The organism is Nannocystis exedens, from assembly GCF_002343915.1.
GTDB lineage: Bacteria > Myxococcota_A > Polyangia > Nannocystales > Nannocystaceae > Nannocystis > Nannocystis exedens.
Window position 1 is genome coordinate 8,314,797 of record NZ_NETK01000001.1, and the last position, 14,171, is coordinate 8,328,967.

Below are 14,171 nucleotides of genomic sequence, written 5' to 3' on the forward strand. Positions count from 1 at the left end.
AGGCGACGCGGGCGCGGGGTGTCACCCCGCGATCGCGGCCGCGTGCAGCAGCGCGGCCGCGGCCGCGCCGACCAGCGGGCCGGCGATCGGCACCCACGCGTAGCCCCAGTCGCTGTCGCCCTTGTGGCGCAGCGGCAGCACCGCGTGGGCCAGCCGCGGCCCGAGGTCGCGCGCCGGGTTGATCGCGTAGCCGGTCGGCCCGCCGAGCGACAGCCCGATCGCCAGCACCAGCAGCGCGACCGGCAGCGCGTCGAGGGCCCCGAGCCCGTGGGTCGGCGCGGCGATCTGCAGCACCCCGAGCACGAACACGAAGGTCGCGATCGCCTCGGTCAGGAAGTTGTGGCCGAGGTCGCGGACCGCCGGGGCCGTGCAGAACACGCCGCGCACCGTGGCCGGGTCGGCGGTCGCGTCGAACTGCCGGCGGTAGGCCAGCCACACGATCACCGCGCCGACGAAGGCGCCGAGCAACTGCGCACACATGTACGAAGGGACAGCCGCCCACGCGAACTTGCCCCGCAGCGCCAGCGCCAGGGTGACGGCCGGGTTGAGGTGGGCGCCGCTGGCCGCCGCCACCGCGTAGACGGCGACGAACACCGCCGCGGCCCAGCCGGCGGTGATGGCGACGAGGCCGCCGCCGTGCCCGTGCGTGCGCGCCAGCGCGACGTTGGCGACCACGCCGTCGCCGAGGACGATGAGGATCGCGGTCCCGAGGAGCTCGGCGGCGAACGGGGTCATCCCCGCGAGGATAGACCGGACGCGCCCGGCCGGTCCATCCTCGCGGCGATGGCCTCACTGCATGTCTCTGGCTGCAAGCGGCGTCCGGGCGCGCCGCGTCACCGGCCGTGCGCGCGCTGCTGGACCTCACGGCAGAAGCCAGCGCACACGCGGGGAACGACCCCGAGCCGTGTCACTCGCCGGCCGGTCGCCTCGAGGCAGCGACGCACTCGGGGCACGGACCGTCGAGCTCGTGACGGACACCAGCGGTAACCGTTCGGTGGACCGCGTCGTGACGTGAACCCTCCGAGGAGGCACCTGGCCGCGGAGGCGGATGTCGATGAATGACGGGAGCTCAGGCCTCAGTCCAGTCCTTCGGTCGCGACTCGCGGCATTTTTCGCCGAGCGCTCGACTGCCCGGATCCGTCGCTCACGCGAGGCTCGCCTGAGCGATTTCGTCCCGGCGCCTGCTACCCCGGGCTGCTGGCCTCAGGCCCGGGGGAGGAGCCGCTTGCCCGTCGCGGGATCCCACACGCCGAGGCGCCGGTCGTCGACGACGCCGGCGATGCGCAGCCCGTCCGGCGACGTGAAGAACATCGTCTTGTCGACAGCTCCATCCGCGTCGAGCTTCTTGCGCTTCTTGCCCGCGACGACCTCGTCGGCGAACACGCGGAGTCTCCCGTCGGGCGACGTATCCGACTCCTTGTAGCCCGTGCGCTCCGACGTCTCGTCGGACCACTCGTGCGGCTCGCGCTTGAGGAGCTTCATCGACGGCACTGCGAGCTCGATCAGCTCGTTCCCCTCGTCGCCTTCCATCGCCACGAGCAGCCGCTTCTCGTCGGTCTGAAAGCGCGCGATCGGCCCGCCCGCGTGATTGCCGTGCGCCCAATTGCCGAGCTGCTTGCCCGTCTTCGCGTCCCACAGGGCGACGGTGTTGTCGCCGCCCTTCACGGCGCTCGTGCTGACCGACGCGATGTACTTGCCCTTCGGCGACACCTGCACGTCGACGACCTCGCCCTTGGGATGACCCGCGTACTCGACGAGCAGCTCGCCCGTCGCCAGATCGAAGCGCTTCAACGCCCGTGCGCCACCGATGACGCTCTTCGAGTCGGGGCTGAACGCCACCGCATGGAGGAACTGCATGCCACGTCCGCCGGCGGAGGTGATGCGATGCAGCTGCGCGCCCGTCGACGAATCCCAGATGCAGATCGCGCCGTCGTGTCCCGTCGAGACGAGGTAGCGACCATCGGGGGACGCCGCGAGCGCGAGGATGTCTCCCTCATGCGTCATCGCGGATGTCGCGGGCTTCGCCTTCGCGGCGGGCGCGAGTCGTCTCTTCAGCGCCGCGTCGACCTTGATGAAGTCCCGCCGCGTCGCACTCGTCGCGTCGTAGCCGGCCTTCGCCTTGGCCTCGTCGGCATAGAGTGCGAACGCGGGAGCGGAGCGCTTGGTGAGGTTGCCGGGGTTGAGGTCGCTGCTCCACGCGCACGGCGCTCCCGACGCATCGAACGCGGCATACGACGCGAGCAAGCACCCTGCTTTCACGCCGACGATGTTCACGCCCACGCGCTTCGCCCGGTCGACTTTTCCCCACGTCCCTGCGGCGTTCATCGGCACGACGAACCCGTCGACGCCCGCGGCCGCGACGAGCGCTCGCACCGCGCGTGTCGACCAGTCGACGCCGTCGGCGTCGGCGAAGTCGGTCTGGAATTGAAAGTCCTCGAGGCGAAACGTGGCCGGGGGCTGGCTCATCTGTCCCCAGCGTCGGGCAGGTCGTGCGCGCGGTCAATCGTTCGGTTCGACCCGAACGACGATCGGGGGCCCGCTTCGTCGACGGCCACGCCAGCGAAAGGATCACCGGTGTTGTTTCGCCCGTCGACGCTGCCGCCTGGTTCAAGCACTGCGGTGTCGTCGGAGCTCGACACGCGGGAGACCTGCCGTCACAGGCGCTGCCACAGCTTGCGCTGGCCGGTGGCCGAGGCCTCGGCGATGGTGTCGACGAGGTGGTGAAGCTTGACGGCGTCGCGGAAGCTCGGGGCGACCGACGTGCCCTCGACGAGGTCGCGGGCGAACGCGGTGTACAGCTCCGCGACCTGGTGGGCGTCGCCGGTGAGGTCGCCGCGCGGCGACCAGGAGTAGCGCGCGGGCGTCGGCAGCGGCGCGAGCGGCTGATCGTCGCCGCGGGCGCCCGAGAGCGAGAGGTCGGGGCCGATCACGAGGTCGCCCTCGGTGCCGGTGAGCACGGTCTGAAGGATCGGGCCGTTGCGCTTGCCGCCTTCGAAGTGGGCCGAGAGCACCGCACCGCTGGCCAGCGTGCCGCTGATGAGCACCTGGTCGGGCGCGGTGACCGGCAAGATCTCGCCGGTCTCGGCGATCCGCGTCTCGTCGAACTGGCGGGCCACCACCGCCGACAGGGTGTGGAAGTCGCCGACGGCCGCGAGCACCGTGTCGAGGAAGTGGGCGCTGACGGTCGCCAGCGTGTTGACGCCGCTGGCCGCGTCGGCGGTGTAGGCGTAGCTCTGCGGGCGCGTGGCCCCCAGCAGCGGCAGCGCCACGTGCAGCGTCGCCGAACGCAGGCGGCCGAGGTAGCCCTGGGCCAGCAGGTCGCGCAGGTAACGGATGCTCGGCGCCAGCCGCCGCTGCAGGCCGATCACGGTGCGCACGCCGGCGCGCTCGGCCAGCGCCGCCAGCTCACGCGTCTCGGCCGACGACACGCCCAGCGGCCACTCGCTGAACACGTGCTTGTGGGCCGCCAGCGCGGCGCGCACCAGCGGCGCGTGCTCCGGCGCCCGCACCGAGACGACCACGAGGTCGACGTCGGGGTGCTCGATCAGCTTGCTGGCGCGGTCGAAGGCATGCGCCGCGCCGAACCGCCGCGCCGCCTCGTCGGCGCTGGCCTGCCGGGTGGTCGCCACGGCCTCGAGCCGGAAGGCCGGCAAGCCGGCCAGAGCCGGCAAGTGGGACTGGACCGCCCAGCTCCCGTTCGGGCTGGCGCCGATGATGCCGACCCGGATCTTCCGCTTCACGTCAGTGTCGCCCATAAAAACCCGCTCCTCGCAGCCGCGCTGCAGTGATGCCATTTTTCAGGTGCCGGCCGCCAGGGCCCGCCGCCGCGTGGAGGCGAGCCAGCCGAGAATGATCAGTGTCAACATGAAAGGTCCTCCGCGAACGGCACCGGCCTCGGGGGTTTCGATTGCGTGGCTCGGTGGCACGCGCGCGGTCCGACACGGCGACGATCCGCCGTCGGTGCACGGGCGCGGTGCGACGAGATCAGACGCCGCGACGACAGCGTCGACAGCGGTCGGCCCGACACGCTCGACACGCGCCGCGCCCGGGACAGCGCACCCGCGCCGCCGAACCTGCACCTGCATGAAGCCCGTGGACCACGCCCTGCATCGAGTGAAGATGATTCCATTAAAATAGAAATATGCAAGGGAAATCTGTCTGCGCGCAGTCGCGCATCGTGCCGAAAGGTCGGTCGGTGGGGCAGATTTCGCGGGAATGACGAGGCGGGCAGGAGAAAATCGCGTCGCCCGGCTGTTCAGAAAAGTATACGCCGAGCGGGCGCGGGGGGCACATGTCCGAAGAGACATGCATGGCGATGCCGGCCGGCGGTCGCCAGCCCCGGCCACTCTCGCCATGCTGCTGTCCACCCGTCGCGGCGGCTACGGCGGCTCGTGGCTCGCTGGGCGACCGAATGAGACAGGACATGGCAGTCGCGGTTTGCTACGCTGCATGGCCCTGTCTTCCCGCAGACTGCGCAGGAGACGGGGTCTGAGTGCTCTCGGAGAGGATGATGGCACGCGCTCTCAAGGTATCTGCACAGAGATCGCTGCTCGATCGGCCGCAGCGATCGGGGATCTTGCCGACGCTCTGGTTCTGGAACGATTGGGAGGCCCAACGCCTCATCCTGCCATTCATCATCCTGTCGATCCCTGGCTTTCTCTTGCTTACATGCTTCGGATGCGGCTGGGGCTCGAGCCCTGGGTCAGCATCGTGATCACCCTAACAATGTCCGTTCTGATGATGGGGCTGATGGAACGGTACGTGCGCGAGCAGGCGCGGCTGCGTTCCGTGGAGGAGAGCGCCGAGGTGCCGCTCCCCGCCACCGCCGGCGCGCGAGCCGGCCGCGGCCTCGTGATCTCGATGGCGGCCGTCGCCGGGGCCCTGACCGTGTTGCTGCTCTTGCAGGTAAGTTTCGCACTCCTTGGTGCGGCCGCGGTCGGCGGGGTCGCGCTCATCGCCGCGACCCTGTGGCGGGGCTCGTCCGGAGCGAGGCGACTCGCATCCGGCGAGAAGTCGGGAGCGCCTGCCCTCCCGGAGTCCGAGCAGGGGGAGCGGTAGGCGGCCGAGCCTCGCGCTCCTTCCCCGGGTGCGGCTGCGCCGGCGGCCACGGGCCCGGGCGCGGATGCCCCGGCGGCATGTCCGAAGAGACATGTAGGGCGGACGGCCTCGCAGCGCGCGCTCGCGCGCAGCGCCCGGCGACGCTCACGGCTTGCGCGGCTTGCCGAACAGGCGCCGACGCAGCAGGTTGCGCTTGACCGGGCGCTTGCCGGCGTCGTCGGGCGGCTCGCCGTCGCGGGTGATCCGCAGCTGCCCGCCGGCGACCCACACCTTTTTCAGATGCTGCAGCAGCTCGTCCGGCAGCTCGGCGGGCAGCTCGACGAAGGTGTGGTCCTTTTGAATGTCGATGCGGCCGATCTGCTTGCTCGTCAGCCGCGCCTCGTTGGCGATCGCGCCGACCAGGTTGCCGGGCTTGAGGCCGTGGATGTGGCCGACCTCGACGCGGTAGGCCGCCATGCCGGGCTCGGGGCTGCGGGGGGCAGGGCGCTCCTCGGGCTCGGGACGCTCCGGGGCCAGCAGGAACGGCACGCCCTTGCGCACCAGCTTGGCCAGGGCGGCGGCGATCTCGAGCGCCGGGATGTTGTCCTCGCGCTCGAGCTCCTCGATCGCGCTCTGGAACGGCTCGAGGCCGCCGGCGGCGATGCTGTCGCGGATCTGCTGCTTGAAGCGGGCGAGCCGGACGTCGCTGACCATCTTGCTGGTCGGCAGCTCCATCGGCGTGATCGGCTGCCGGGTGGCGCGCTCGATCATCCGCAGGAGGCCCCGCTCGCGCGGGGCGACGAACAGGATCGCCTCGCCGCTGCGGCCGGCGCGGCCGGTGCGGCCGATCCGGTGGACGTAGCTCTCCGGGTCGGTCGGCACGTCGTAGTTCATGACGTGGCTGATCCGGTCGACGTCGAGGCCGCGGGCGGCGACGTCGGTGGCGACGAGGATGTCGATCGCGCCGTCGCGCAGCATGGCGATCGTCTTCTCGCGCTGGGCCTGCGGGATGTCGCCGTTGATCGCGGCGGCCGCGAAGCCGCGGGCCTGCAGGCGCTCGGCCAGATCGTCGGTCGCGACCTTGGTGCGGGCGAACACGATCATCGCCTCGAACGGCTCGGCCTCGAGGATCCGCGTCAGCGCGTCGAGCTTGTGCACACCGCTGACGATCCAGTAGCGCTGGCGGATGTTGTCGGCGGTGCGGCTCTTGCCGGCGATCGTGACCTCGACCGGCTCGCGCAGATAGGTCTGGGCGATCCGCCGGATCGGCGGCGGCAGGGTGGCCGAGAACAGCGCGGTCTGCCGCGCGGCCGGGGTGGCGCGCAGGATGGTCTCGACGTCGTCGATGAAGCCCATGCGCAGCATCTCGTCGGCCTCGTCGAGCACGACGTGCCGCAATTGCGAGAGGTCGAGCGCGCCGCGGCCGAGGTGGTCGATGATCCGCCCGGGCGTGCCCACCACGACGTGAACGCCGCGCGCGAGCGCGTTCAGCTGCGGGCCGTAGCTCTGGCCGCCGTAGATCGGCAGGACGCGAAAGCCGGGCAGGTGGGCGGCGTAGCGCTGCAGCGCCTCGGCGACCTGGATCGCCAGCTCGCGCGTGGGCGTGAGCACGAGCGCCTGCAGGACCGGCCGGCTGCGATCGAGGCGGGCGAGGATCGGCAAGGCGAAGGCGGCGGTCTTGCCGGTGCCGGTCTGGGCCTGGCCGAGGAGGTCGCGCCCGGCGAGCAGGTGCGGGATGGTCTGCGACTGGATCGGCGACGGCGTCTCGTAGCCGACGTCGCGCAGCGCTCGCAGCAGCGGTTCGGGCAGGTCGAGCGCGGCGAAGCCGGTCGGCGGGGAAAGGTCTTCGTCGGCGCTCATGCGCGGGAACCTCTACCCGATTAAAAAGGCCGCGGGGCCCGCGGCGGCGTGCCGTTGGACACGCCGTCGGGGCGATGGCGAGGCGACGCGCCGGCCCCGAGGCGGACACCGGCGACGTGCTCGCTGGACCATTCTTGGGGGCGACGGCGAGGCGATGCGCCGGCCGGGGATCGGCCGCCGGGGGCGTGGCGGGGTCTGCCTCGCGCGGACGGACCGCCGCGGATGACCTCGCCGCCCTGCAGGGCGTCGGACCCCTGGGACGAACTCGCTGCGGGGTGCGTCGGGTCGGCGCCATGCTCGGGGGCGTGGGCCGCGGCCGGGCGGCGCCTCGACAGGGAAGGACCCTTGGTTGCGATCTGCGCACTCGCGCGCACCGGGGCCGCTTCCGGGGTTTTCGTCGAGCGCCGGCGCAGGTGCTTGCGGGTGCAACGGTTCGGCGCATCTTCGCAGCGATCGGGGTCGGCCGGCGGACGCACCGTGGCGATGAGGGCGAGAAAAAGCCCAGAGGTCGCTTCGCATGAGCACGGTCTGCAAAAGAGTCGTCGCGGCTGCTCGCAGCGTGGAGTGATGGCATGTACGACGTGATCATCGTCGGCGGCGGGCCCGCCGGGCTCAGCGCGGCGCTCGTGCTCGGGCGCAGCGACCGCAGCGTGCTGGTGTGCGACCGCGGGGACCATCGCAACGACAGCTCGCGGGCGGTCCACGGCTTTTTGACCCGCGAGGGGACGCCGCCGGACGAGCTGCTGCGGCTCGGTCGCGAGCAGCTGCGGCCGTACAAGGTCGAGTTCGCGGCGGTCCCCGTGACCGACGCCGTGCGCGAGTCGCCGGGCTTCCTGGTCAGCCTCGCCGACGGCCGGCGCGCCCGCTGCCGCAAGCTGCTGCTCGCCACCGGCCTGGTCGACCTGCTGCCGCCGATCGCCGGCCTCGGTCCGCTGTGGGGCCGCAGCGTGTTCGTCTGCCCTTATTGCGACGGCTGGGAGTTCCGCGGCGCCCCGCTCGCGGCCTGCGGCGCCGAGGGAGCGGCGCTGGCGCTGTCGCTGCTGCGCTGGTCGCAGGACGTAATGCTGTTCACGAACGGCGGCCGGCCGCTGGCGGGCGACGAAACCGAGCGGCTGGCGGCCGCGGGGGTGCGGGTGCGCGAGGAGCCGATCGAGCGCCTGGAGGGCCACGAGGGCACCCTGGAGCGCGTCGTGCTGGCGGGCGGGGAGGCCGAGCCGCGGCGGGCGCTGTTCCTCAAGCTGCCGCAGCGCCAGCGCTCCGACCTGGCGGAGAAGCTGGCGCTGCCGGTCGACGACAAGCACGGGGCCGAGACCCGGCGGCGGCAGTCGACACGCGTGCCCGGGCTGTACCTCGCCGGCGACGCCTCACGCGACGTGATGTTCGCCATCGTGGCCGCGGCCGAGGGTGCGGTGGCCGGCATGACGATCGACGGCGAGCTGCAGGCGGAGGAGCTGGCCGAGCGCGTGCGCCGGGGCTCGCCGGCGTCGCCCGGGAAGTGAGGGCCGGCCGGCGAACGGTGGCGCGCGACCGCGGCCCGCGCCGCACTCGCGGCAGGACGTCGATTGCCGGTCGGCGCATCTCATTCATAGTCCCGGCATGCAAGACGAACGAAACACCGAGGAGCCGGCGGACGAGGTTCACACCTGGCTCGCCAACCTCGCCCGCGAGCTGTTCCAGACCGAGCAATCGGCCCAGCGTCACCCTCGCCTCGAGGCCGAGCGCCTCGGGGACGTACCCCCCGCCCACTGCCTGCGCGCGGTCGCAGACCACGCAGACTCGGCGCTGGCCGAATTGCCGGGGCTTGCCGAACAGTACAAGCTGCCCGTCAGCACCGGCGGCCGGGCCGTGGGCGCGGCGTTCTCGGTGGTCCGCAATCAATTCGCGGACATGTTCCTCAGCCTCGAACGCTCGTACCGCGGGACGCTGCTCGGCATGCGCCACGGGGTCGATCTGATGCTCCTGTTCGAGAAGGTTGCCCGCCGCGACGGCGCCGTGGCGCTCGCCGATTGGTGCGTGGGGTGGCTCGAGAAGCGGACGGCCCTGCTCGCCGAAGCCGAGCAAGCGCTGGCCTGGTTCGCCGAGCACCCGGAGCGCGCGCTGGAAGCCGCGACGCACCGGCCGCTCGCCCGCGCCTTCCGCGCGACGGTGGCGGGGATCGAGCACCTCGCCGACCGCCTGCGCCAGCCGCGGCGCGCTCCGCCGTCGGTCGCGTCGGAGTCGGCGCACCGGGACGCGTAGTCGAGCCCGCCGCAAGGATGTGAGCACGGCGGACTCTGCCGTTTGCCGGGCTCGACGGGGCGATGATTCGCGCGGCGAGCTCGAGCGTGGGGCCGCCCGTGGACGCGGCGATGCGCGGCGACCGGCGCCGCGCACCGCCGGTTCAGGTCACGCCGGCTCGCAGCCGCAGCCGGTGTCGTCGAAGAAGTGGACCATGCCCTCCGGGCACGGGAACTTCAACCACTTGCACTCTTCCGGATCGTAGCTGACGTACTGGCGGCCGCCGTCGCCGGCCTGCTCCTGGCAGACGCCGAGGCAGTCGGCGCCGCCGTTCTGCGGGTCGCAGTCGTCGTCGGGGATGTCGACGCACTCCTGGCCTTCGGGGCAGGCGAGGCCGGCGAAGCCGCCGCAGAACGGCGGGGCGTCCTCGCAGATGCCGATGCAGTCGGAGCCGCCGTTCTGAGGATCGCAGTCGTCGTTGGGATCGTCGACGCAGACCTGGCCTTCGGGGCAGGGCGTGCCCGGGAAGCCGCCGCAGGTGGCGGGAGCGTCCTCGCAGATGCCGATGCAGTCGGAGCCGCCGTTCTGAGGATCGCAGTCGTCGTTGGGATCGTCGACGCAGACCTGGCCTTCGGGGCAGGGCGTGCCCGGGAAGCCGCCGCAGGTGGCGGGAGCGTCCTCGCAGATGCCGATGCAGTCGGAGCCGCCGTTCTGAGGATCGCAGTCGTCGTTGGGATCGTCGACGCAGACCTGGCCTTCGGGGCAGGGCGTGCCCGGGAAGCCGCCGCAGGTGGCGGGAGCAGGCGGGGCGTCCTCGCAGATGCCGATGCAGTCGGAGCCGCCGTTCTGAGGATCGCAGTCGTCGTTGGGGTCGTCGACGCAGACCTGGCCTTCGGGGCAGGGCGTGCCCGGGAAGCCGCCGCAGGTGGCGGGAGCGTCCTCGCAGATGCCGATGCAGTCGGAGCCGCCGTTCTGAGGATCGCAGTCGTCGTTGGGATCGTCGACGCAGACCTGGCCTTCGGGGCAGGGCGTGCCCGGGAAGCCGCCGCAGGCGGTCGGACCGGGATCTTCGCAGTACCCGATGCAGTCGGCGCCGTCCTTGTACGGGTTGCAATCGTCGTTGGGGTCGTCGACGCAGACGAGGTCGCCCGGGCATTCGAGGCCCGCGAAGCCGCCGCAGACGAGCGTCGGCTCGCCCTTCCGCGGGGTGATGTCGCCGGAATCACAGGCCATGAGGGCGCTGAGGGTCAGAGTGAGATGGGTGAAATGCCTAAGGTATTTGCGCATGATTTCTCCGAAACCCTTCCGGTGATGAAAGGGTCATGGAGGATATGACCAGGGAGGGCCGATTGCCTCGACCAGTCCCTGCAATCGCTCGAGAGGAACGTCCCGCCCTCGCGTGAAACCTCGGCGCGAGAGGCGTAAACGATCGCGCGTGGGGGCTACGATTCGCGGCAGAGGCCGGCCACCCGTGCTCCTGGCCGAAGGCCGCTGCGAGGGGTGAATTCCTCCTGGAGGACAGCGCAGCGCGCAAATGGCCCAAGGCGGTTTTCTGGAGGCGGACCGCGAGGGATCGATCGCGCGCCTGAGGGGAATCCCTCGACGACGCCGGCTCCATCCGCGACCTCGAAGGAGTGACCGACGGCCAGTTGTCATTCATTTAAATAGAAAAATAGCCCTTGCAGATCCCGGGTTATTTTTCGCTCTGGCCCCGTGGTCCGGAGGTGCCGACAATGGCGCGAGAACCCGCGCCGCGAGGCAGGTTTCTTCCATTCGTCGTACAATGCCGGCGATGTCCGACCGCTTCAGCCGCACCGCGCTCCTGGCAGCCTTCGCCCGGGCCGCCCACGCCCGCGACCCCGCGTTCCGCGGGCCCGACGTGCTGGCCGAGCGCCTCCTCGACGGCTGGATGCGGGTGGTGCTGAAGAGCCGCCTGGTCCGCGGCGCGGTGCGGCGGATCTACGAGCGGCGCATGCCGGGCACCTTCGAGTTCCTGGCCGCGCGGTCGCACTTCTTCGACGAGGTCGTGCGCGAGCAGCTGGCCGCCGGCGCGCGTCAGGTGGTGATCCTCGGCGCCGGCTTCGACACCCGCGCCCACCGCTTCGCCGAGCTGGCGGCGCGCCAGGGGGCGACGTTCTTCGAGGTCGACACGCCCGCGACCCAGGCGGAGAAGCGGCGCCGCGCGGCTCGCCTCGGCCCCGCGCCGCACCTGCGCTACCTGGCCGTCGACCTGAACCGCACGTCGCTGGCGGACGCGCTGCGGGCGGGAGGCTTCGACCCGGCGGCGCGGACGGTATTTCTGTGGGAGGGCGTGACCTTCTATATCTCGGCGCCTGCGGTCGACGCGGTGCTGCGATTCGTCGGCGAGGGCGCCGGGCCCGGCAGCGTGATCGTGTTCGACTTCCTGTTCGAGCGCGCGGTGACCGACAGCGCGCCGGCCTACGGGCTCGCGGAGGGGCGGGCGTTCGTGGCGTCGCGCGGCGAACCATTCACGTTCGGCATCGACGAGGCGCGGGTCGACGCGTTCCTCGCCGAGCGCGGGCTGCGGGCGCTGGCGTGCCTGCTGCCGGAGGACATGCAGCGCCGCTGGTTCGCCCGGCCCGGCGGACACCAGGGCCGGGTCGCGGGCTTCTACGGGATGGTCCTCGCCGGCCGCGCCGCGGACTGACAGCATGTTTCATACGACTTGATGCGTGCTGACGAGGCAGTGTTCGAACCACCCGACGGCCTCGGCTGGCGTGACGAGGCTGGAGATGGCGCGAATGGCGGATTTGAGGAGCGGGACGGTTCGCGCTCCGAGGCCGGGGAGTGCGCCTCGGTCGACACCATGTGCCGACAGTGCGGCGGGCGATGCTCCGAAGTCGCCATTGGCCGTCGGCGCGCCGCCGAGCCGCGCGGGCACGAGCGGGTGAAATCGCGAGGGCGAGACATGCCGTCCGTGCTATCGCGGACGGCATCGTGAAGTCATCCATGCTCGCGCTGCTCCTCGCCGGGTGCATCGGCTGCTCGTCGACCAAGAAGCCGGACTCGCCGCCGCCCGACGCCGCCGGCGAGTCGTGCGGAGACACCACATGCAAGCCGCCCGAACGGTGCGTCGATGTGCACGGGAGGCAGCCCGGGCCCCCGAGCATGGAGTGCTGGATCCCCTGCGCCGCTCACCCGTGCCCCGCCGGCATGGTGTGCGAGATGATCTACGACGGCCCGGGCAAGGTGTGCGTCGAGCCCAACCCCGGATGATCCGCCGATCCCGAGCGCGCCTCCGGCCGCTCCGGTGGTCACGTCTCGCCGCCGCAGCGGAGGGCGCCGGTGCCGATGATCCTCACGGCTTGCGCGAGTGGCGATGCTGCGTGCCCCGTCGACGCGGTCACGACACGCGGCGTTTGCTCCCCACCCGGTCGTTCGCACGCGCGGCGGCCTGCTCCTGGCCGGCGCCGGTGGGCCCGAGCAGCGGCTCGCACGCGGCTCGCCCGTGCCCCTCGCGGAGCTTCAGCGGATCAACCCGCGGTGTACTTGCTGTGAGGCCCGCCGTCCTGCGGTCATTCGCCGCGGGCGCGGTCGGCTCGCGGTCCGTGCAATCGCGCTGCCATGATTCGCGCCGCAGGCCGAGCTCGCTGCGGCGGGCGTGCGGACGACTCGCAGCGGGCGGTCGGGCGATCTTTTTGCGGTCGCTCGCTGGACGGCCCCGCGAGGCCGCTCACCCTTGCGGAGGCCGCCGAATTTGCGGCGTCCTCGATTCCTGCAAGGAGATGATGCTCATGTGGATCTTCCATGCTGCCACGACCGCCCTCCAGACGGCGCTGCTCGCCGGGTTCGCTGCGGCCGCCGAGCCCGAGACGGTGGTCGACCTCGACGAGGCGTTCCTGGTGGACGAGTCCGGCGAAGCGGCGCGCGACCAGGCCTCGCTCGTGTACTTCATCGACGACAGCCAGGGGCTCGATCTGCTCGAGGACGGCGCGGTGAGGCTGGCTCACCGCGGCGACTTCGTGGTCCTCCGCGGCCCGAGCCAGATCGAGGTCAAGGTCACGCAGGGGGAGCGCGGCGGCGCGACGATGACGACGAGCTACATCATCCGCCGCATCGACTACGGGACGCTCTACCGGCTGACCAATAACGAGACCAGCGGCTGGGACATCGACATCGAGGTACGCCTCCTCCAGCCCGGTTGAGGGTCCGTCCGCGACGGCCCGGGCGCGAACCTCCTCCGCGGGTGAACGCGCTCGGGACGGCAGCACCGGCGCGCGGGAGTTTTCTCGTCGCCGGCGAAGCGCTCGACGGCCCTGCTCGGTGCGCCTCGTGTCGACGCAGCCTTCGGACCCGGGCCTGCCGCCGGCGGAGCAGTCGGCCTCGACCCACCGGCCGCTGGCGGGCGTCAGCGAAGACGTCGGGGCGCGGGTTTCGTGGCGGCGTCGCACGCACCCGAACGTCGCGGCGCGGTCGTCGCGGCGAGCACGGTCGGCGAGGGCCGCGAGGCGGGCCCCGCGGTGGACGAGGATGTGTCCCCGGAGACAGGTGGCGATCGAGAGGGACGAGATCGCGGCGCGTGGTTCGAGGCGGCGGTCGTCGCGGTGAGCGTGGTCGGCGAGGGCCGCGAGGCGGCCCCGCGGTGGACGAGGATGTGTCCCCGGAGACAGGTGGTGATCGAGAGGGACGAGATCGCGGCGCGTGGTTCGAGGCGGCGGTCGTCGCGGTGAGCGTGGTCGGCGAGGGCCGCGAGGCGGGCCCCGCGGTGGACGATGATATGTCCCCGGGGACAGGTCGCAGTCGAGAGCCTCGACATCGCGGCGCGTGGTTCGCGGTGGCGCCGCACGCCAGCGAAATCCCAGCGCCGTCGACGTGGTGAGCAGGGCCGGCGAAGGCAGCCGAGGCGCCGACATCGCGGGGACGACCCGGAGCTCGGCGGCGCGACGTCGGCGCTCCCCGAGCATGGGCTCGGACACCGACGGAAATCACGGCACAGGAGCCGGGGACGCACGATGCGAGCTCCGGCGTATCCTGGTGGGCTGTCGCCGAACTCCCGGATCGGTCGGGGCGAGGCGAGGGGGCCGCGTGCGGTGGCG

Annotated in this window: 11 protein-coding genes; 6 read left to right on the forward strand and 5 right to left on the reverse strand. The window is 71.9% G+C overall.

The window, feature by feature from the left end; genetic code table 11:
• Positions 1–21: 21 nt before the first annotated feature.
• The 3 genes from NAEX_RS32745 to NAEX_RS32755 all read right to left on the reverse strand — a co-directional run bounded on the left by NAEX_RS32745 (position 22) and on the right by NAEX_RS32755 (position 3,740).
• Positions 22–735 carry an MIP/aquaporin family protein gene (locus tag NAEX_RS32745; protein ID WP_096331407.1) on the reverse strand — a complete coding sequence of 238 codons (714 nt, stop codon included), beginning with the start codon at positions 733–735 and terminating at the stop codon, positions 22–24.
• Positions 736–1,203: 468 nt separating this feature from the next.
• Positions 1,204–2,466, reverse strand: a complete 1,263-nt coding sequence (locus tag NAEX_RS32750) for a WD40 repeat domain-containing protein (RefSeq protein ID WP_096331408.1) — start codon at positions 2,464–2,466, stop codon at positions 1,204–1,206.
• A 188-nt stretch (positions 2,467–2,654) separates the two neighbouring features.
• The gene (locus NAEX_RS32755; RefSeq protein ID WP_245913846.1) at positions 2,655–3,740 is read right to left on the reverse strand and encodes a Gfo/Idh/MocA family protein; all 1,086 of its coding nucleotides are present in this window, start codon (positions 3,738–3,740) and stop codon (positions 2,655–2,657) included.
• A 937-nt stretch (positions 3,741–4,677) separates the two neighbouring features.
• Here NAEX_RS32755 and NAEX_RS32760 point away from each other — a divergent pair.
• The gene (locus tag NAEX_RS32760; protein ID WP_096331410.1) at positions 4,678–5,058 is read left to right on the forward strand and encodes a hypothetical protein; all 381 of its coding nucleotides are present in this window, start codon (positions 4,678–4,680) and stop codon (positions 5,056–5,058) included.
• A gap of 144 nt (positions 5,059–5,202) precedes the next feature.
• Here the strand turns inward: NAEX_RS32760 and NAEX_RS32765 are convergent, their stop codons facing one another.
• Positions 5,203–6,897: a DEAD/DEAH box helicase gene (locus NAEX_RS32765; RefSeq protein WP_096331411.1), complete on the reverse strand. Its 1,695-nt coding sequence runs from the start codon at positions 6,895–6,897 to the stop codon at positions 5,203–5,205.
• A 572-nt stretch (positions 6,898–7,469) separates the two neighbouring features.
• Here NAEX_RS32765 and NAEX_RS32770 point away from each other — a divergent pair.
• Positions 7,470–8,396 carry an NAD(P)/FAD-dependent oxidoreductase gene (locus NAEX_RS32770; RefSeq protein ID WP_096331412.1) on the forward strand — a complete coding sequence of 309 codons (927 nt, stop codon included), beginning with the start codon at positions 7,470–7,472 and terminating at the stop codon, positions 8,394–8,396.
• A gap of 97 nt (positions 8,397–8,493) precedes the next feature.
• Complete coding sequence (locus tag NAEX_RS32775; RefSeq protein ID WP_096331413.1) at positions 8,494–9,135, forward strand: hypothetical protein; 642 nt, start codon at positions 8,494–8,496, stop codon at positions 9,133–9,135.
• A gap of 147 nt (positions 9,136–9,282) precedes the next feature.
• Here NAEX_RS32775 and NAEX_RS32780 read toward each other — a convergent pair whose 3' ends face one another.
• On the reverse strand, positions 9,283–10,347 hold the full coding sequence (locus tag NAEX_RS32780) for a hypothetical protein (protein ID WP_096331414.1): 1,065 nt from the start codon (positions 10,345–10,347) through the stop codon (positions 9,283–9,285).
• Between the two features lie 559 nt (positions 10,348–10,906).
• Between NAEX_RS32780 and NAEX_RS32785 the strand changes: the two genes are divergently transcribed.
• From NAEX_RS32785 to NAEX_RS32795, 3 genes are all read left to right on the forward strand, one after another.
• A complete protein-coding gene (locus NAEX_RS32785; RefSeq protein ID WP_170136185.1) occupies positions 10,907–11,782 on the forward strand; it encodes a class I SAM-dependent methyltransferase in 876 nt (291 codons plus the stop codon).
• A gap of 290 nt (positions 11,783–12,072) precedes the next feature.
• Complete coding sequence (locus NAEX_RS32790; RefSeq protein WP_143141212.1) at positions 12,073–12,351, forward strand: hypothetical protein; 279 nt, start codon at positions 12,073–12,075, stop codon at positions 12,349–12,351.
• A gap of 518 nt (positions 12,352–12,869) precedes the next feature.
• Positions 12,870–13,280, forward strand: coding sequence for a hypothetical protein (locus NAEX_RS32795; protein WP_143141213.1), 411 nt, complete (start codon positions 12,870–12,872; stop codon positions 13,278–13,280).
• The last annotated feature ends 891 nt before the right edge of the window (positions 13,281–14,171 follow it).